This window comes from Mycobacterium sp. NPDC050041, from assembly GCF_049541695.1.
GTDB lineage: Bacteria > Actinomycetota > Actinomycetes > Mycobacteriales > Mycobacteriaceae > Mycobacterium.
Genome location: NZ_JBMVDG010000002.1, coordinates 134,075 through 151,227 on the forward strand (window position 1 = coordinate 134,075; position 17,153 = coordinate 151,227).

Annotated in this window: 17 protein-coding genes, 1 tRNA gene and 1 other RNA gene; 9 read left to right on the plus strand and 10 right to left on the minus strand. The window is 70.6% G+C overall.

What is annotated here, in order from left to right:
• Nucleotides 1-3: 3 nt before the first annotated feature.
• Entirely contained in the window at nucleotides 4-1,068 is a 1,065-nt protein-coding gene (locus ACPCHZ_RS05930) for a dihydrodipicolinate reductase (RefSeq protein ID WP_423483918.1), read from the minus strand.
• Nucleotides 1,069-1,146: 78 nt separating this feature from the next.
• Here ACPCHZ_RS05930 and ACPCHZ_RS05935 point away from each other — a divergent pair, with 78 nt between their 5' ends.
• Nucleotides 1,147-1,836 carry a TetR/AcrR family transcriptional regulator C-terminal domain-containing protein gene (locus ACPCHZ_RS05935; protein WP_423483919.1) on the plus strand — a complete coding sequence of 230 codons (690 nt, stop codon included), beginning with the start codon at nucleotides 1,147-1,149 and terminating at the stop codon, nucleotides 1,834-1,836.
• Here ACPCHZ_RS05935 and ACPCHZ_RS05940 read toward each other — a convergent pair.
• From ACPCHZ_RS05940 to ACPCHZ_RS05950, 3 genes are all read right to left on the minus strand, one after another.
• A complete protein-coding gene (locus tag ACPCHZ_RS05940; protein ID WP_423483920.1) occupies nucleotides 1,823-2,848 on the minus strand; it encodes a S1C family serine protease in 1,026 nt (341 codons plus the stop codon). The genes ACPCHZ_RS05935 and ACPCHZ_RS05940 overlap by 14 nt on opposite strands.
• An 84-nt stretch (nucleotides 2,849-2,932) precedes the next feature.
• Complete coding sequence (locus tag ACPCHZ_RS05945; RefSeq protein WP_423483921.1) at nucleotides 2,933-3,730, minus strand: hypothetical protein; 798 nt, start codon at nucleotides 3,728-3,730, stop codon at nucleotides 2,933-2,935.
• Between the two features lie 72 nt (nucleotides 3,731-3,802).
• A tRNA-Ser gene (locus ACPCHZ_RS05950) sits at nucleotides 3,803-3,888 on the minus strand.
• Between the two features lie 58 nt (nucleotides 3,889-3,946).
• Here ACPCHZ_RS05950 and ffs point away from each other — a divergent pair.
• The 3 genes from ffs (at nucleotide 3,947) to ACPCHZ_RS05965 (ending at nucleotide 7,285) form a co-directional block, all read left to right on the plus strand.
• An RNA gene (gene ffs / locus ACPCHZ_RS05955) (signal recognition particle sRNA small type) lies at nucleotides 3,947-4,043 on the plus strand.
• 29 nt (nucleotides 4,044-4,072) lie between these two features.
• Nucleotides 4,073-5,347 carry an aminotransferase class I/II-fold pyridoxal phosphate-dependent enzyme gene (locus ACPCHZ_RS05960; RefSeq protein WP_423483922.1) on the plus strand — a complete coding sequence of 425 codons (1,275 nt, stop codon included), beginning with the start codon at nucleotides 4,073-4,075 and terminating at the stop codon, nucleotides 5,345-5,347.
• 39 nt (nucleotides 5,348-5,386) lie between these two features.
• Nucleotides 5,387-7,285: a DNA polymerase III subunits gamma/tau gene (locus ACPCHZ_RS05965; RefSeq protein ID WP_423483923.1), complete on the plus strand. Its 1,899-nt coding sequence runs from the start codon at nucleotides 5,387-5,389 to the stop codon at nucleotides 7,283-7,285.
• 10 nt (nucleotides 7,286-7,295) lie between these two features.
• On the opposite strand, the gene ACPCHZ_RS05970 is transcribed toward ACPCHZ_RS05965, so the two are convergent.
• Nucleotides 7,296-8,600 (minus strand): class I SAM-dependent methyltransferase, encoded by a 1,305-nt coding sequence (locus tag ACPCHZ_RS05970; RefSeq protein ID WP_364983006.1) that lies wholly within the window; start codon nucleotides 8,598-8,600, stop codon nucleotides 7,296-7,298.
• On the minus strand, nucleotides 8,597-9,976 hold the full coding sequence (locus ACPCHZ_RS05975; RefSeq protein WP_423483924.1) for an FAD-binding oxidoreductase: 1,380 nt from the start codon (nucleotides 9,974-9,976) through the stop codon (nucleotides 8,597-8,599). The genes ACPCHZ_RS05970 and ACPCHZ_RS05975 overlap by 4 nt, the downstream gene beginning before the upstream one ends.
• Nucleotides 9,977-10,066: 90 nt before the next feature.
• Between ACPCHZ_RS05975 and ACPCHZ_RS05980 the strand changes: the two genes are divergently transcribed.
• Nucleotides 10,067-10,510: an SRPBCC family protein gene (locus tag ACPCHZ_RS05980; protein ID WP_364983012.1), complete on the plus strand. Its 444-nt coding sequence runs from the start codon at nucleotides 10,067-10,069 to the stop codon at nucleotides 10,508-10,510.
• Nucleotides 10,511-10,516: 6 nt separating this feature from the next.
• Here ACPCHZ_RS05980 and ACPCHZ_RS05985 read toward each other — a convergent pair whose 3' ends face one another.
• Nucleotides 10,517-11,311: an Rv3717 family N-acetylmuramoyl-L-alanine amidase gene (locus ACPCHZ_RS05985; protein WP_423483925.1), complete on the minus strand. Its 795-nt coding sequence runs from the start codon at nucleotides 11,309-11,311 to the stop codon at nucleotides 10,517-10,519.
• A gap of 106 nt (nucleotides 11,312-11,417) precedes the next feature.
• On the opposite strand from ACPCHZ_RS05985, the gene ACPCHZ_RS05990 reads away from it, so the two are divergent.
• From ACPCHZ_RS05990 to ACPCHZ_RS06000, 3 genes are read left to right on the plus strand one after another with little or no spacing between them, the layout of a single operon-like run.
• Nucleotides 11,418-11,750 (plus strand): YbaB/EbfC family nucleoid-associated protein, encoded by a 333-nt coding sequence (locus ACPCHZ_RS05990; protein ID WP_364983018.1) that lies wholly within the window; start codon nucleotides 11,418-11,420, stop codon nucleotides 11,748-11,750.
• Nucleotide 11,751: 1 nt separating this feature from the next.
• Entirely contained in the window at nucleotides 11,752-12,363 is a 612-nt protein-coding gene (recR, locus tag ACPCHZ_RS05995) for a recombination mediator RecR (protein ID WP_264011008.1), read from the plus strand.
• A 31-nt stretch (nucleotides 12,364-12,394) separates the two neighbouring features.
• Nucleotides 12,395-13,219, plus strand: a complete 825-nt coding sequence (locus ACPCHZ_RS06000) for a hypothetical protein (protein WP_423483926.1) — start codon at nucleotides 12,395-12,397, stop codon at nucleotides 13,217-13,219.
• Here ACPCHZ_RS06000 and ACPCHZ_RS06005 read toward each other — a convergent pair.
• Together ACPCHZ_RS06005 and ACPCHZ_RS06010 are read right to left on the minus strand one after the other, a co-directional pair.
• Nucleotides 13,216-13,932 carry a type 1 glutamine amidotransferase gene (locus ACPCHZ_RS06005; protein WP_423483927.1) on the minus strand — a complete coding sequence of 239 codons (717 nt, stop codon included), beginning with the start codon at nucleotides 13,930-13,932 and terminating at the stop codon, nucleotides 13,216-13,218. The genes ACPCHZ_RS06000 and ACPCHZ_RS06005 overlap by 4 nt on opposite strands.
• A complete protein-coding gene (locus ACPCHZ_RS06010; protein WP_423483928.1) occupies nucleotides 13,925-15,169 on the minus strand; it encodes a MurT ligase domain-containing protein in 1,245 nt (414 codons plus the stop codon). The genes ACPCHZ_RS06005 and ACPCHZ_RS06010 overlap by 8 nt, the downstream gene beginning before the upstream one ends.
• Nucleotides 15,170-15,243: 74 nt before the next feature.
• Here ACPCHZ_RS06010 and ACPCHZ_RS06015 point away from each other — a divergent pair, with 74 nt between their 5' ends.
• Nucleotides 15,244-16,233, plus strand: a complete 990-nt coding sequence (locus tag ACPCHZ_RS06015) for a DEDDh family exonuclease (RefSeq protein ID WP_423483929.1) — start codon at nucleotides 15,244-15,246, stop codon at nucleotides 16,231-16,233.
• Here ACPCHZ_RS06015 and ACPCHZ_RS06020 read toward each other — a convergent pair whose 3' ends face one another.
• Nucleotides 16,234-17,088 carry a helix-turn-helix transcriptional regulator gene (locus tag ACPCHZ_RS06020; protein WP_423483930.1) on the minus strand — a complete coding sequence of 285 codons (855 nt, stop codon included), beginning with the start codon at nucleotides 17,086-17,088 and terminating at the stop codon, nucleotides 16,234-16,236.
• Nucleotides 17,089-17,153: the final 65 nt, after the last annotated feature.

The window sequence follows — 17,153 nt, forward strand, 5'->3', positions numbered from 1 at the left end:
CGATCAGGCCGTCGGCACCACCCCGCGCGGCAGATTCAGCGGCAGGTCGTTGTAGGTGGCGATGCCCGGCGCCGCGGCGACGACCGCCGCGATCGCGTGGATCGGCGGCATCGCGGTCATGATGTGGCCCAGCACGAAGAAGTCCTCGATCGACTTCGCGTTCTCGATCATGTCCTGCGGCGGCATGAATCCCACCTGCATGTTGACCGTGGGCCTGCCCTCGATGGTGATCTTCCAGCCGTCCGCGTCGAGCTGCCAATCGGGTTCGAGGGTCTGACCCTTCTTCCACCGGACGTTGATGTCCACGACGGTCCTGCCGCCGGCGATGCCCCGCCAGCTGGCAGCGACACCCGCCACGTGACCGGCCGGGATGGTCCACGATGCCATCACCAGATCCTCGGTGGTCTGCGCGTATTCGGGCACGCACGTGATCTCGTCCAGCTCGACGCCGATCGCGTCGGCGACCAGTTGCACCGCCTCGGCGAACACCGCGGTGCCGTCGGCGGCCATCGGCTGCAGGTTCGGATCGTCGATCGCGGTGCCGAAGCCGGTGGGGCGCTCGGTGTCCGGGGAGTCGTAGAGCGTGGTGTCGGCGGACTCGGCGATGATGATCTTGTCGACCCGGTCGCAGGCGGTGGCCGCCACGATCGCGAGCAGTTCGGCGAAGCCGGGGCTGACGCCGGAACCGAACAGCGTCGAACCGCCCTTCTGGCAGGCTGCTTCGAGCTTGTCGCGGCCGTCGCCGAGGTTGCGTCCGGTGATGAACGACGCGGAGGCCACCACGTTGACACCGGCCTCGAGGATGCCCGCGAGCTCGTCGACGTCGATCCACATCGGGTTGTACACCACGACGTCCGGCTTGAGCGCGAGCAGTTCCCCGACGTCGTTGGTGGCCGTGACGCCGAGCGGTTCGATCCCGCAGAGCTCACCGACGTCGCGGCCGGCCTTGTCCGCCGACCACGCGTAGCAGCCGACGAGTTCGAGGTGCGGGTTGCGTGCGATCGCGGCGACCGAACTCTTCCCGACGTTTCCAGTCGTCCACTGGACGACGCGATAGGTGTTGGGCACTCGCTCAGATTAGGGCGCACAGGCGCGTTTTGCGGCGTTTTTTACCGACCGGCGAAAAATAGTACGTAGGCTGCCGGTGTGAGCAGCGACGTCGACGACCCGGCGGACGCGCCCCGGCCACGCGGCCGCCCGGCCCGCCTCGACCGCGAGCAGATCGTCGCGGCCGCGCGGACGGCGGGCCGTGGGCTGACCATGCAGGGGGTGGCCGACGCGCTCGGGGTCAGCCGCAAGGCGCTGCATTACTACGTCGGCGACCGGCAGGGCCTGCTGACCCTTGTGGTGCTCGACCGGTTCGAGTCGGAGCTGCGCCGTGTGGAGCTGCCCGAGGACGGCGACTGGCGCGTGGTGCTGCGGTCGTATGCGTTCGCGTTCCGGGACGGCTTGATCCAGGTCGGCGTCCAGATGAGCAGCGCGGTCGACCACTCGCCGTTCTACGGCGTCGGTGCCACCGCCGTGCTCGCGCTGGCCGAACGCGTGCTCGACGCGATGCTGACCGCCGGGTTCGGCGTCGACGACGCGCGCCGGGGCGTCACCGCCGTGGCCAACATCGCTCAGGCGGCCGCACAGGAGGCCGCCCAGACGTCGGTGCACGACCGGCACGAGGCGCAGACCCGCGCGGCGCTGCTGAGCGCGGCGGACACGGACTACCCGGCACTGCGCAGGGTGCTGGCCACGGCGTCGGCATCCGACGACGGCCAGTTCGAGTTCGAACTCGACCTGGCGATCGCCGGACTCGAGCGGCTGCTGGGTGAGGTCAGCCCGCGGTGAGGGTCGCCTTGCCGGTACGTTCCTGACCGCCGCGGTCGATCCAGGTCAGATCCACCACGTCGCCCGGGTAGTGCCGGTCCAGCACGAAGGTCAGCTCGGTCGCGGTGCCGATCGGGGTGCCGTCGATCGTGGTGAGCACATCACCGTCGAGCAGGCCGGTCTGTTCGGCCGGGCCGCCGCGCAGCACCTCCTGGATGATGACGCCGGGGCCGCTGCGCGGGGCGGTGCGCACTCCGACGCCAAGCAGCGACGGCGGGCCGATGTGGATGTCGGGGGCGGGCGCAAGCGTGCGGATCCGGTTGGCGATGCCGACCGCGTCGTTGATCGGGATCGCGAAACCCTTGCCGCCGGGCCCCAGCTGATAGTTCACCGACGCTGCGGTGGTGATGCCCACGACCTGCCCCGCGCCGTTGACCACCGGGCCACCGGAGTCACCGGCACGCACCGGCGCCGCGAACTCGATCAGCCCGTTCAGCTCGTCCGAGCTGCCGGTCAGTGCGTCCTCGGCCTCGACCGTGCGGCCGAATGCGGTGACCGTTCCGACCTCGCGGGTCAAGGGTGCGTCGCTGCCGTCGGCGTTACCGAGCGCCACCACCGGTTCGCCCGGCACCAGGGCCGACGAGTCGCCGATCGGCGCCGCGGGCAGCCCACCTGCGCCGAGGAGCTGAAGGACGGCGATGTCCTGGCCGCGGTTGTACCCGACGAGCTGGGCCGGGTAGGAACGGCCGGCCACGTCGGCACTGATCCGGTCGGCACCCTGGACCACGTGGTAGTTCGTCAGCACCTGACCGCCCGGGTCGAGGACGATGCCTGTCCCCGTTCCGAAGACGTTCTGGTAGTCGATCTCCGTGTTCAGCCGCACCACGGCGGGCTCCACCTGCGCGGACGCCGCAACCGGATCGGCAGGGGCGGCCATCGACGTACCGGCGAACGCGGGTGCGACCAGCGCCAGGACAGCGGCCAGCACGGTCAGGATCGTCAGCGGTCGTCGACGCAACGGGGGAACGGCCATGTGGTCCATAGTGGCGGTCAAATACCCAGGCTGTCGAAGAACCAACCGCGCCCACGGCGCGGACCCGGCGTTGTCAGACTTCGGTCAGTCCTCTACCGCGACGCCGCCGCGCAGCCGACGCCGACGGGTTCCCGACGGCCGCCGGTTGCGCAACCGGCCGCCGGAACCGGCGTCCTGGTCGCCGGCCGGCTGGTCGGATGCCTGGTCAGCGGCGCCTTCGAGGGTTTTCTCCTCGGCGTCGGAGTCCGTGAGTTCCGCGGCGGTGACCTCGGCCGGCTGATCGGCCTCCGGTTCCTCGGCCGTCTCGTCGGCGACGGTGTCGTCGGCGTCCGCGGCGTCTTCTGTGTCCTCGGTCTCAGCGGCCTCGGCGTCGGTGTCGTCGGCCTCGGTGGCGGTCTTCTTGCGGCCGCGCCTGCTGACCGAGGTCTTCTTCGGCTTCAGGGGTTTCGGCGGCGGCGGGGGCAGTTCGGCGACGAAGGCCAGGTGGAAGGTGAGGACGCCGAGCACGGCGATGGCGGCGGCCGCGCCGTAGATCCCGAACAGCCACGTCCCGGCCGAGTCGAGGTTCAGCCAGATCTCGCTGACGGCCGCGCCGATGATGAGCAGGCCGGCCAGCACGTGCAGCACTGTCGACCAGGCGCGCAGGCTCAACGCCAGCTGCGGCGTCTGGAACTCCGGGCGGCGGGTGCGCTGCAGTGTGAACACCACCGGGAGCGCGGCGAGGCCGATGAGCGCGCCCGCCACGATGCGCACCACGGTGCCCAGCGTGTGGGACGTCTCGCCCATCAGCTCGTACCAGCGTGGGAGCACGAAGAAGAAGTAGAGGATCGCAGCGATCACTGAGAACGATGCGTGCCACGTCACCGCGACCGACCGCCGCATACTCCTCCTCGAGTTCTCTGGTCACGGGGTGTGACCGGTTCGTTTGTGCCGGTCACACCCCGGGACCGAGTGCGGAGGATAGGGGATTTGAACCCCTGAGGGCTGTTAACCCAACCCGCGTTCCAGGCGAGCGCCATAGGCCACTAGGCGAATCCTCCGCGGGCCATGGTAGCCGACCGGGCTGGTGCTCCGGTTCCGGCGCGGGTATTACACTCAGGTCGGACCCCGCGCGGCGTCCATCCTGTGAACTCCCCCAGGGCCGGAAGGCAGCAAGGGTCAACGGGCTCTGGCGGGTGCGCGGGGTCCCCTTGGTTCTCGCTCGATGTCGGTGAAAGGCTCGCGGTGTCGTTCCAGTCCCTCGGCCGCGACGAACTGGCCGCCCAGCACGACCTGCAGCAGCGCAACTACGCCGAGCTGCAGGCCAAGAAGCTGCACCTGGACCTCACCCGCGGCAAGCCGTCTCCGGCCCAGCTCGACCTGTCCAACGAGTTGTTGAGCCTGCCCGCCGGGGACTACCGCGACGGGGACGGCACCGACACCCGCAACTACGGCGGCCTGCACGGGTTGCCCGAGCTGCGCGCCATCTTCGGCGAACTGCTCGGGATTCCGGTGCCCAACCTGATCGCGGGCAACAACGCCAGCCTCGAATTCATGCACGACGCGGTGGTGTTCTCACTGCTGCACGGCGGCGTCGACTCGCCGCGGCCCTGGAAGGACGAGCCGCAGGTCAAATTTCTCTGCCCCGCACCGGGCTATGACCGGCACTTCGCGATCACCGAGAGCCTGGGCATCGAGATGATCACCGTGCCGATGCGTGAGGACGGCCCCGACGTCGACCTCATCGAGGAGCTCGTCGCCGCCGACCCGGCGATCAAGGGCATGTGGTGCGTGCCGGTGTTCGCCAACCCCACCGGTGTCACGTACTCCTGGGAGACCGTCCGCCGGCTCGTTCAGATGCGCACGGCGGCAAGCGATTTCCGGTTGTTCTGGGACAACGCCTACGCGGTGCACACGCTCACCCGCGACTTCCTGCGGCAGGTCGACGTGCTGGGGCTGGCTGCCGCGGCGGGCAATCAGAACCGGCCGCTGGTGTTCGCCTCGACGTCGAAGATCACCTTCGCCGGCGCCGGGGTCAGCTTCTTCGGCGGCTCGCTGGGCAACATCGCCTGGTACCTGCAGTACGCGGGCAAGAAGTCGATCGGTCCCGACAAGGTCAACCAGCTGCGGCACCTGCGGTTCTTCGGCGACGCCGACGGCGTCCGGCTGCAGATGCAGCGCCACCAGGAGTTGCTGGCGCCGAAGTTCGCCCTGGTCGCCGAAATCCTCGAGGGTCGCCTCGGCGAATCGAAGATCGCGTCCTGGACCGATCCCAAGGGCGGCTACTTCGTCAGCCTCGACGTCTGGCCGGGCACCGCACGCCGCACGGTCGCGCTCGCCAAGGACGCGGGCATCGCCGTCACCGAGGCGGGCGCGTCGTTCCCGTATCGAAAAGATCCCGACGACAAGAACATTCGCATCGCGCCGACGTTTCCGGCGCTGCCGGATCTGCGTGAGGCGATCGACGGCCTGGCCACCTGTGCGCTGCTCGCGGCGACCGAGTCGATGCTCGCAACCTAGCGTGCACAGTCGTCACACCGCGTCGGTAGCCTGCTGAGCGTGGCGCTCTACCGCAAGTACCGACCGGCGACCTTCGCGGAGGTGGTGGGTCAGGAGCACGTCACCGAACCCCTGTCGACCGCGCTGTCCGCGGGCCGCATCAACCACGCCTACCTGTTCTCGGGTCCGCGCGGCTGCGGCAAGACCTCCTCGGCGCGCATCCTGGCCCGCTCGCTGAACTGCGTGCAGGGGCCGACGCCCACCCCGTGCGGCGTGTGCGACTCGTGTGTGGCGCTGGCGCCCAACGGACCCGGCAGCGTCGACGTGGTGGAGCTCGACGCGGCCAGCCACGGCGGCGTGGACGACACCCGCGAACTGCGTGACCGTGCCTTCTACGCCCCGGCGCACTCCCGGTATCGCATCTTCATCGTCGACGAAGCGCACATGGTCACCACCGCGGGCTTCAACGCGCTGCTCAAGATCGTCGAGGAGCCACCGGACCACCTGATCTTCGTGTTCGCGACCACCGAACCGGAGAAGGTGCTGCCCACCATCCGCTCGCGGACGCACCACTATCCCTTCCGGCTGCTCGCCCCGAAGACGATGCGGACGCTGCTCGAACGGATCTGCGGCCAGGAGGGCGTGCAGGTCGACGATGTGGTCTATCCGCTGGTCATCCGCGCCGGCGGCGGTTCACCGCGCGACACGCTGTCGGTGCTCGACCAGTTGCTCGCCGGGGCCGAGGGCAACCACGTGCAGTACGCCCGGGCGCTCGCGCTGCTCGGCGCCACCGACGTCGCGCTCATCGACGACGCCGTCGACGCGCTGGCCGCCGGTGACGCCGCCGCGCTGTTCGGCGCCGTCGAGGCCGTGATCGACGCCGGCCACGACCCGCGCCGGTTCGCCACCGACCTGCTGGAACGCTTCCGCGACCTGATCGTGCTGCAGGCGGTGCCCGACGCCGCCGCCCGCGGGGTGGTCGACGCGCCCGGCGACGTGCTGGAGCGCATGCGGGAGCAGGCCGAACGGCTGGGCACCGCGACGCTGACCCGGTTCGCCGAGGTGGTGCACGCCGGCCTCGGTGAGATGCGCGGTGCGACGGCGCCCCGGCTGCTGCTCGAGGTGGTGTGCGCGCGGCTGCTGCTGCCGTCGGCGAGCGACACCGAGTCGGCGCTGCTGCAGCGGGTGGAGCGCATTGAGATGCGGCTGGACATGTCGATCCCGGCGGGGGAGGCGGCACCCGCAGCGGCGAGTGCCGCGGCCCCGGCGCCGTCGCGACAGTTCGCCCGCAGGAGTGCGGCGCCGCCCGCGGCCACACCCGCGCCCGCGCCCGCGCCGACCCCCGCGCCCACGCCGGTGCCCGAGCCGGAGCCCAAGCCCAAGCCCGAGCCCAAGCCCGAGCCGGTGTCGTTGCCCAAGCCCCCGCCGGAGGCTCCGCCCGCGTCACCCCCGCCGCTGCGGCCGCCCGCTGACCCGGTGGTCGAGGCGCCGCCGGTGGCGGTGCCCGGCGAACCGAACGCCGCCGCGGTCCGGTCGATGTGGCCGACCGTCCGGGAGAAGGTCCGCCAGCGCAGCCGCACCATCGACGTGATGCTGGCCGGCGCCATCGTGCGGACCATCGAGAAGGACACCCTGGTGCTCACCCACGAGTCGGCCCCGCTGGCGAAACGGCTTGTCGAGCAACGCAATTCCGACGTCATCCGCGACGCGCTCAAGGATGCGCTGGGGGTGGACTGGAAGATCCGATGCGAGGTGGGGGCGCCGTCGGAGGCTCCCGCGGCCGTGTCCGCGTCGGGTCAGATCGCCGCGACCGATCCGGTCAAGGCGGCGCAGCGCGAAGAGGACGACATGCTGTCCGAGGCGGTGCACGAAGAAGCCGGGCCGCGTCGCGACCCCGAAGAGGCCGCCCTGGAACTGCTGCAGAGCGAGCTGGGCGCCCGCCGCATCGACGGGGCGTGAAGCCGAGCCCCTACGCGCTCCACCACGGGCGCAGCGGCAGCCCGCCGTCGCCACCGGCGTTGTCGAGCTTCACCGCGAGCACCTGGTGCAGCTGAACGACATTGGTCTCGAAGCCCAGCCGTGAGCCGGCCATGTACAGCCCCCACACCTTGGCCGTCCCGAGTCCGACCTCCGCGACCGCCTCGTCCCAGTGCTCCACCAGGTTGCGGCACCAGTCGCGCAGGGTGAGCGCGTAGTGGTGCCGCAGGTTCTCCTCGTGCACCACCTCCAGCCCGACGTCCTGGGCCTCGGTGATGATGCGGCCCGAGCCGGTGAGCTCGCCGTCGGGGAACACGTAGCGGTCGATGAACCCGCCCGCGGTCGCGCCGCTGCGGTTGTCGGGCCGGGTGATGCAGTGGTTGAGCAGCAGGCCCCCGGTCCGCAACTTCGTCTGCAGGAAGCGGAAGTACGCCGGGTAGTTCTGCACCCCGATGTGCTCGGTCAGCCCGATCGACGACACCGCGTCGAAGCCGCTCTCCCGGACGTCGCGGTAGTCCCCGTGCCGGACCTCGGCCAGGTCGGTCAGGCCCTCTTCGGCGATCGCCTTCTGCGCCCAGGTGGCCTGTTCCTTGGACAGCGTCACCCCGATGGTCTTCACGCCGTGGCGGGCCGCATAGCGCACCATGCCGCCCCAGCCGCAGCCGACGTCGAGCAGCCGGTCGCCCTCGCGCAGCCCCAGCTTCTCGAACACCAGCCGGTACTTGTTGTCCTGTGCCTCCTCCAGCGACGTGTCGGCGTCGGTGTAGCAGGCGCACGTGTAGGTCATCGACGGCCCGAGCACCCACTCGTAGAAGGTGTTGGAGACGTCGTAGTGGTGGTGGATGGCCTCGGCGTCGCGGTGCTTGCTGTGCCGCAGCCCCTCCGCGATCCGCCGCCAGCGCGGCAGCGCCTCCTGCGGCGGCGGGGAGATCGGCTTGAGGTGTTCGATGCCGATCGAGCGGACGATCTGGGCCAGCACCCGCGCGGGCGGCCGCTTGAAGTCCATCTTCTCGGCCAGCGCCTTGAGCAGGTCGTACGGGTCACCCGGGTGCACACCGAGCATGTCGAGGTCGCCGGCGATGTAAGCGCGGGCGAGGCCAAGATCTCCCGGCGCCGTCGCCAGGTACGTCGTGCCGCGCGGTGTCTTGAGATCCAGCCCGAGCGCGGCGTCCGACGGTCCGGCCACACTGCCGTCGTAGGCGCTGAACTTCAGCGGCAGATGTCCCGCCGCGAAGATCTCCAGCACCTCGGCCAGCGTGAGCTTCCGCTCGGGTGCCTGATTCTTGAATGTGGTCATCGTCTTTCCACCGCCTTCGCATACAGATCCAGTAGACGTGAATCCGGGTCGTAGGTCTTCTTGACCGTTTTGTACGTTTCGCCGCCGTAGAGGTCGTCGAACTCCTCAGGCGTGTAGTAGGCGTCGGAGTACAGGGACTTGTGCCCGTCGAGTTCGCTCACTTTCCGTTCGATGAGTCTGTTGGTGTACCCATCCTCGGGCCCGACGGGCACCGAGGACCAGAAACCGACATTTACGTAGGTGTGGTGCGCCTGGATCGGATAGAGCGGCCATCCTCCCTCGTCACGCAGCCGCAGCGGGCACAGCCACACCGGCTCGATCGGGACGTTGTCGAGGAACCACCGCAGGAACTCGGCGGTGCGACCGATCGGCACCTCGATGTCCTGCACCACCCGCTCGCGGGGCGGCCTGCCGTTGCGCTTCTCGATGCGGTCGGCGATGTCGAAGCGCTGATCGTAGCCGATCAGCTTCCAGTAGAAGCTGCTGCGCCGGAACAGTCGCGGCCACAGCCTGCGGACACGCGGATTCTGCGCGCCGAATGCGCGCGAACACCAGAACCAGTCGGTGTCCCACCGCCACAGGTAGTCGTGGATGGTCAGCCGGTCGTGCTTCTCACCGGCCGGGTGCTGGATCGAGCGGTAGTAGATGTCCTGGCCGGTGTAGTCACTGACCGGTCCGGGGGTGCCGGTCCGCACGCCGACGCACAGATAACCCTCGTCGGCGCTGAACACCACGCCGTCGAGGTAGTCGACGGGGTCGCCGTCCAGCGCGCCGGTCTCGACGATGCGGTCCATCGCCGCGACGAGGTCGTCGAGCGAGTCGAAGCGCAGATGGCGCAGTGCGACGAACGGCTTGACCGGTTCGAGCTCGATCTTCAGCCGGACCGTGTAACCCAGCGTGCCGTAGGAGTTGGGGAACGTCCGGAACAGGTCGCCGTGCTGGTCGGGCGTCGCGGTCAGCACCTCGCCGGTGCCGGTCAGGATGTCCATCTCGAGCACCGACTCGTGCGGCAGGCCGTTGCGGAACGACGCCGACTCGATGCCGAGCCCCGTCACCGCGCCACCGAGGGTGATGGTCTTGAGTTGCGGCACCACCAGCGGCGACAGCCCGTACGGCAGCGTGGCGGCGACCAGGTTCTCGTACGTGCACATGCCTGCCACGTCCGCGGTGCGGCGGTCGGGGTCGACGGCGATGACACCGGTGAGGCCCGACGTGTCGAGACCCTTGGCGGTGCTCTCGGCGCGCTTGCGGAAGAGGTTCGACGTGGGCTTGGCCAGCCGGACGGTGGCCGACGGCGGGATGGCTCGGTAACTGGCGAGAAGACGCTCTACACCGGCAGCGTGGGCGGCCTGTGCGTCGTTTGGGGCAACAGACACGCATATACGCTAGACCGCGGCCGCAGTCGATGCGACCGCGCCGGGCCGGGGCGACCCGCCGTTCTTTCACACGACGAGGAGATTTCACCGATGGGACAGGTCAGCGCGTCGAGCACGATCTTGATCAACGCCGACCAGGCGGCAGTGCTTCGTGCGGTCGCCGACTACCAGAACGTGCGCCCCAAAATCCTCTCCGACCACTACAGCGCCTACCGGGTGCTCGAGGGCGGGCAGGGCGCGGGCACCGTCGTGACCTGGAAGTTGCAGGCCACCAAGTCGCGGGTGCGCGAGGTCAAGGCCGCCGTCGACGTGGCCGGTCACACCGTCATCGAGAAGGACGCCAACTCGACGCTGGTGACCAACTGGACCGTCGCCCCCGCGGGCCCCGGGTCGTCGGTCACGGTGAAGACCTCGTGGACCGGCGCAGGCGGCGTCAAGGGATTCTTCGAGAAGACGTTCGCACCGCTCGGGCTGAAGAAAATCCAGGCCGAGGTGCTGGAGAACCTGAAGAAGCAGGTCGAGACGGGCGTCTGAGCGCGCCTAGGCGACCCGCTGGGCGCCCAGGAAGCCGGCGACACCCCGCACGACGGCGTCGGCGTACTTCTGCCGGCCCTCTGGGCTCTTCATCAGCGCGGAGTCGGCCGGGTTCTTCATGTTGCCCAGCTCGACCAGGATGGACGGGTACTGCGCCAGGTTGAGCCCGGCGATGTCGGAGCGCGGGTTCAGTCCGCCGCTGCCGATGTAGGTGGACGGCGGAATGCCAGAACCGGCCAGCTGGTCGCGCATCACCTGGGCGAACTGCACCGCCGGCCCGGACTGAGCCGCGTTCAGCGGCGGCGACGAGTACAGCACGTGGAAACCGCGTCCGGTGGGCGGCCCGCCGTCGACGTGGATCGACACGATCGCGTTCGGTTTGAGCGCGTTGGCCATCGCGGCGCGTTCGTCGACGCACGGGCCGAGGCCGGTGTCGTCGCCGCGTGACATCGCCGTCCGCACGCCCAGCGCGCTGAGCGCCTGGCGGACCCGCAGGGTGACCTCCCAGGTGAACGAGTGCTCGGCGTAGCCGTCCTCGGTCGACGTGCCGCTGGCCTGGCAGTCCTTGGTGCCGCCGCGGCCGGTCGGAACCTGACGGCTGATCGAGCCGTCGTTGGAGCCGTTGTGGCCGGGATCGAGGAAGACGATCATGCCGGCGATGTTGGCGGGCACGGCGGAGGCGGGTGCGGCGAGGACGGACGCGGCGATCAGCAGGGTGACGGCGAGGGCGGCGCCCGATCTCAGGCCCGTCCGAAGGCCGACACGCAGGGTGGCAGGCACGGGCGCCACCGTAGCCGCCATGCCGACTAGGCTTGAAGTCCAAACCGCCTCTTCCGGGCGAGAGCAACCAAGTCGAGACCTGCCCGCGATCAAGCCGACGCACCCGACTCAGCAGAGGGGACCAGAGATGCAACCCGGTGGCCAGCCCGACATGTCGGCGCTACTCGCGCAGGCGCAGCAGGTTCAGCAGCAGCTGATGGAGGCCCAGGAGGCGCTGGCCAACGCCGAGGTGCAGGGCCAGGCCGGCGGCGGCCTCGTGCAGGTCACCATGAAGGGCAGCGGCGAGGTGATCTCGGTGGCGATCGACCCCAAGGTCGTCGACCCCGACGATGTCGAGACGCTGCAGGACCTCGTGGTGGGCGCCATCGGCGACGCCGCCAAGCAGGTCACCATCCTGGCCCACGACCGGCTCGGGCCGCTCGCGGGCGGGATGGGCAACCTGGGGATCCCGGGGCTCTAGCTTGTTCGAGGGCCCGGTCCAGGATCTGATCGACGAGCTGGGCAAGCTGCCCGGTATCGGGCCGAAGAGTGCGCAGCGCATCGCCTTCCACCTGTTGTCGGTCGAACCGCCCGACATCGACCGGCTGACCGCGGTGCTGAACCGGGTGCGCGACGGCGTGAAGTTCTGCGCGGTGTGCGGCAACGTCTCCGACGACGACCGCTGCCGCATCTGCAACGACCCGCGCCGCGACGCGTCGCTGGTCTGCGTCGTCGAGGAACCCAAGGACGTCCAGGCCGTCGAACGCACCCGTGAGTTCCGCGGCCGCTATCACGTGCTGGGCGGCGCGCTCGACCCACTGTCGGGCGTCGGACCCGAGCAACTGCGGATCCGCGAACTGCTCAACCGCATCGGCGAGCGGGTCGACGGCGTCGACGTCGCCGAGGTGATCATCGCCACCGACCCGAACACCGAGGGCGAGGCGACCGCCACATACCTGGTGCGGATGCTGCGGGACATCCCCGGGCTGACGGTCACCCGCATCGCGTCCGGGCTGCCGATGGGCGGCGACCTCGAGTTCGCCGACGAGCTCACCCTGGGCCGGGCGCTGACCGGCCGCCGCGCGATGGCCTGACTTGTCGGTGCCCCCGGGCACCATGGGCGCCATGACGGAGATCTTCCTCGGCGGTGAGGCGCTGGCCGCCGGCCACGCCACCCGGCAGTCGCTGCGCACCCGCTATCGCACCGTCCACCGCGGCGTGTACGTGTCGCGGGACGCGACACTGACGCTGCGTGACCGTGCGGTCGCGGCCTGGCTGGCCTCCCGTCGCAAGGGCGTGGTGGCGGGCACGGCCGCCGCGGCGCTGCACGGCGCCGCATGGCTGGACGCCGACGCGCCGATCGAACTGCTCGGCGCGACGTGTCAGGCGCAGCCGGGGCTGGTGCCGCTCGCCGAGCGCTACGCCGACGACGAGGTGACCCTGCTCGCCGGGTTACCGGTCACCACCCGGGTGCGCACGGCGTTCGACATCGGGCGGCACATCGACCGCCGTGAGGCGCTCGCCCGGCTCGATGCGCTGATGTGGAGCGAGCCGTATCCCGTCCCGGAGGTCGACGCGCTGGCCGGCCGGTACCCCCGGGCGCAGGGGGTGCGGCGGCTGCGCGCACTGCTCCCGCTCGTCGACGGGGGCGCGGCGATGCCGCGCGAGAGCAGGGTCCGGCTATGGCTGATCGACGCGGGTTTCCCCCCGCCGGAGACGCAGATCGCCGTGGTGGAGAACGGCGAACCGATGGCGTTCCTCGACATGGGCTGGCCCGAGTGCAAGGTCGCGGTGGACTGCGGCGCCGACGTCGCGCAGCTGCGGATGCTGCACGCTCTGGGCTGGGCCGTGGTGCCGGTCGCGAACGAGAACAGGCCCGTCGACTGGTTGGCGGCCGCCGAGGATGCGCTGGCGCGGCGCGGCTTCTTCGTCGAGACGCGCGCGGCCTAGGCGCGGCGCGGCGCGGCCAGGCGTTCGCGCCGCAACTGCTCGACCTCGTCGAGCGGCAGCGGCGGCAGGTCGCCGACCACGCGGGAGAGCAACAGGTCGGCGAGTTCGGGGTTGCGGGCCAGGCAGGGCCCGTGCAGGTAGGTGGCGACCACGCTGCCCTGCACCGCCCCGTCGAAGCCGTCGCCGTCGCGGTTGCCCGCACCCTTCTCGACGCGGGCCAGCGGCTGCGCCTCGGCACCGAGAACCGTTCCGCCGCGGTGGTTCTCGAACCCCGTCAACCGCTGCGACAAGCCGGGCAGCAGCGGCTGGGACACCACCTCGCCGATCGTGCGGGCCTGCTGCGGCGAGGTGGTGACGTCGAGCATGCCGACGCCGTCCACCCGCTCGCCCGACGACGTCTCGTACCAGTGACCGAGCACCTGGATGGCCGCGCAGATCGCCAGCACCGGCGCCCCGCGTGCCGCCGCCTGCTGCAGGCCGGGATGGCGGATCAGGTGCCGGGTGGCCAACCGCTGCGCGTAGTCCTCGGCGCCGCCGAGCGTGTAGAGGTCCAGCTGTGCGGGTACCGGGTCGGCCAGGGTGACCTCGACGACCTCGGCATCGATACCCCTGCGCCGCAACCGTTCTCGCAACACCACGGCGTTGCCGCCGTCGCCGTAGGTGCCCATCACGTCGGGCAGCACCAGCCCGATCCGCACGGTCGACTCAGGCACGGGCATCCTCGGGCAGGCGCGCCAGCACGCGGTTGAGTTGCAGGAAGGCCGTGTAGTTCGCGATCACCTCGACGTGCCCCGGCGGGCACGAGGCAATCGCCTTGACGGTGTCGTGCACCAGGGTGTGGCCGACCCCCGCATAGCCCAGCCGCACCGCCAGATCGGTGCCACGTTCACCGGCGGCCACCACCTGGGTGTCCTCGAAGTGCTCGAAGCGCACGTCCCACAGCCACGACAGGTCCTCGCCGTCGGGCACCTGGCCGTTGACCGAGATCACCACGCCCGCACCGTGTTTGTCGACCATCGACAGCGCCTCCTGCCAGCCGGCCGGGTTCTTGGCCAGCAGCACGCGTGCGGTGTGCTCGCCCAGGCGCACCGTGCGATAGCGGCCCGCCACCTCGTCGACCTGCGACGCCGCCGCCACCGCTGCCGCGGGATCGGCGCCCAGTGCGACCGCCGCAGCCACCGCGTGAACGGCGTTGCCACGGTTGACCATTCCCGGCAGGGCCAGCGACATCGGCAGCGTGAGCCCGTCGGGTCCGTGAATGTGCGTGTCGTCGAACCACCACTGCGGCTCCGGCCGCTTGAAATCGGTGCCCGTCGAGTACCAGTGGGCGCCGTCGCGGACGATGACCTCGCCGGAGCGCGGGCACGACACCGAGTCGTTAGTCCAGCTGCCGCCCGCGGCCACCCACACCACGTTCGGGCAGTCGTAGGCCGCCGACGTCATCAGCACGTCGTCGCAGTTGGCCACCACCACCGTGGACGGGTGCCGGGCCAGCCCGGCGCGCAGCGTCCGCTCGATGTGGTTGATCTCGCCGACCCGGTCGAGCTGGTCACGCGACAGGTTCAGCAGCACGATCACCGCCGGATCCACCGCGTCGGCCACGTGCGGCACGTGCATCTCGTCGACCTCGAGCGCGGCGAGCGTGGCGTCCCGGGCCGCGGCCAACGCCGCGACCAGTCCGGCGTCCATGTTGGCGCCCTCGGCGTTGGTCGCCACCGGGCCGAGCGTGCCGAGGGCTGCGGCGGTCATCCGGGTGGTGGTCGACTTGCCGTTGGTGCCGGTGATGACGACGCTGCGCCTGGCCTGCCCGAGCTGGCGCAGGATCGAGCGGTCCAGGGTCATCGCGACCAGGCCGCCGATCATCGCCCCCGCGCCGCGACCGGTGACCCGCGACGCCCAGCGCGCCGCCGATCCCGCGCCGAGCGCCATTCGTCCGCGAGTGGTGACCATCCCCGGCATTTTAGGTGTCCGACACGCTGAGCCGCCGGGCGAGGGATGTCCGACCCCCGTGCCATCCTGACCAGGTGAGTCAAACCTGGGGCCGGCCCGCGGTGGAGGACGGATCAGGCTGGGCCGTCGTCGACGTGGAGACCTCGGGATTCCAGCCCGGGCAGGCCCGCATCGTCAGCATCGCCGCCCTCGCGGTCGGGGACGACGGCAACGTCGAGCGCAGCGTCGCGACACTGCTGAACCCGGGCGTCGACCCCGGCCCCACACACGTGCACGGCCTCACCGCCGAGATGCTCGAGGGACAGCCGAGCTTCGGTGACGTGGTCGACGACGTGCGCGCCGTCCTCGCGGGCCGCACGCTGGTCGCGCACAACGTCGCCTTCGACTACTCGTTCCTGTCCGCGGAGGCCGAGCTCGTCGGCGCCGAGCTGCCGGTGGACACCGTGATGTGCACCGTCGAGCTGGCCCGCCGGCTCGAACTCGGCACCGAGAACCTGCGCCTGGAGACGCTGGCCGCGCACTGGGGTGTGCCGCAGCTGCGGCCGCATGACGCCCTCGACGACGCGCAGGTGCTGGCCCAGATCCTCAAGCCGACCCTGGCGCGGGCCCGCGAGCGGCGGGCATGGCTGCCGGTGCGCCCGGCCACCCGGCGGCGCTGGCCCAACGGCCAGGTCACCCACGACGAGCTGCGGCCGCTGAAGATGCTCGCGTCGCGGCTGCCGTGCCCGTACGCCAACCCGGGCCGGTTCGTCGCCGGCCGGCCGCTGGTGCAGGGCATGCGGGTCGGACTGTCGGCCGAGGTGAAGCGCACCCATGAGGAACTGATCGAACGGATCGTGCACGCCGGCCTGTCCTACTCCGAGGCCGTCGACCTGGAAACCTCTCTGGTGATCTGCAACGAGGCCGAACCCGAACAGGGCAAGGGCTACCACGCCCGCGACCTCGGCGTCCCACTCGTCACCGACACCGAGTTCATGCGCTGCCTCGACGCGGTGGTCGGCGGCACCGGCATCGAGGAGTTCGCCGCCGCCACGCCGACCGGCGAGCAGTTCGCTCTATTCTGATCACGCCGCGGCGTTGCGGCTGCGCCACTCCCGTGGCGAGGCCCCGTGCACCCGGCGGAACGCCCTGCTGAAGTAGGCCGCGTCCGCCATCCCGACCCTGCGGCCGACCTCCTGCACCGGCAGCTTTGTGCCCGCGAGCAGCGTGCGCGCCTCGGTCATCCGGCGGTCGAGGATCCAGTCCTGCACGGTGCGCCCGGTGCGGCGGCGCACGACCGTGGTGAGGTGCCCGGCGGTCAGATTCAGCTCGCGCGCCACGTCACGCAGCGACAGCGGCTCGCCGATGTGCCGCTCGATCACCGCGAACACGTCGGCCAGCAGTGGCTCGCCGCTGCGCCGCAGGTCGCCGACCACGTCGTCGGCCAGGCGGGCGACGTCGATCAGCAGCAGGGTCAACTCGGCCAGCGCCGCCTGCCGGTATCCGGGCTGCCTGACGTTCAGCTCGGATTCGATCGACGCGATGGCGGCGTCCCAGCGCGGCCTGCGAGCGGCGGGGACGTGTAATCGCATGATCCCGCCGCGCTGGCCGTGCAGGAACGGGAACAGCAGGGGATGTGACCGCCAGGTCGGCCAGGGCGAGCCGGCGTCCTCACCGAGCGCCGATGCGTCGAAGAAGATCCCGACGCCGTCACCGTCGCGGTGCACCTGCAGCGGATCGATGGCGGCGCCGGCCGCCACGACATAGAGGGCGCCGGTGGCAGGGACGTACCAGAGCACCGGGAAGTCGTGGATGTGCCTGCCGCGCTCGACCATGTCGTCGTCGGTGATGCGGACCACCGACAGCGGCGGAGTGCTGTCGGCCGCCGCATAGGCGTACACGGGCACGCCGTCGCGGTGACGGATCAGGCGCGACGGCACGAAGACGAAGATAATCCAAGTTTCATCGATGATCGAGCAACACCGCTGAGCGGCCGGGGATAACG

Excerpts from the sequence above, each read along its gene's own strand:
- ACPCHZ_RS05940 (WP_423483920.1), bottom strand. The coding sequence starts at position 2,848 with ATGGCCGTTCCCCCGTTGCGTCGACGACCGCTGACGATCCTGACCGTG.
- ACPCHZ_RS05945 (WP_423483921.1), bottom strand. The coding sequence starts at position 3,730 with ATGCGGCGGTCGGTCGCGGTGACGTGGCACGCATCGTTCTCAGTGATC.
- ACPCHZ_RS05970 (WP_364983006.1), bottom strand. The coding sequence starts at position 8,600 with ATGACCACATTCAAGAATCAGGCACCCGAGCGGAAGCTCACGCTGGCC.
- ACPCHZ_RS05980 (WP_364983012.1), top strand. The coding sequence starts at position 10,067 with ATGGGACAGGTCAGCGCGTCGAGCACGATCTTGATCAACGCCGACCAG.
- ACPCHZ_RS05985 (WP_423483925.1), bottom strand. The coding sequence starts at position 11,311 with ATGGCGGCTACGGTGGCGCCCGTGCCTGCCACCCTGCGTGTCGGCCTT.
- ACPCHZ_RS05990 (WP_364983018.1), top strand. The coding sequence starts at position 11,418 with ATGCAACCCGGTGGCCAGCCCGACATGTCGGCGCTACTCGCGCAGGCG.
- ACPCHZ_RS06000 (WP_423483926.1), top strand. The coding sequence starts at position 12,395 with ATGACGGAGATCTTCCTCGGCGGTGAGGCGCTGGCCGCCGGCCACGCC.
- ACPCHZ_RS06010 (WP_423483928.1), bottom strand. The coding sequence starts at position 15,169 with ATGGTCACCACTCGCGGACGAATGGCGCTCGGCGCGGGATCGGCGGCG.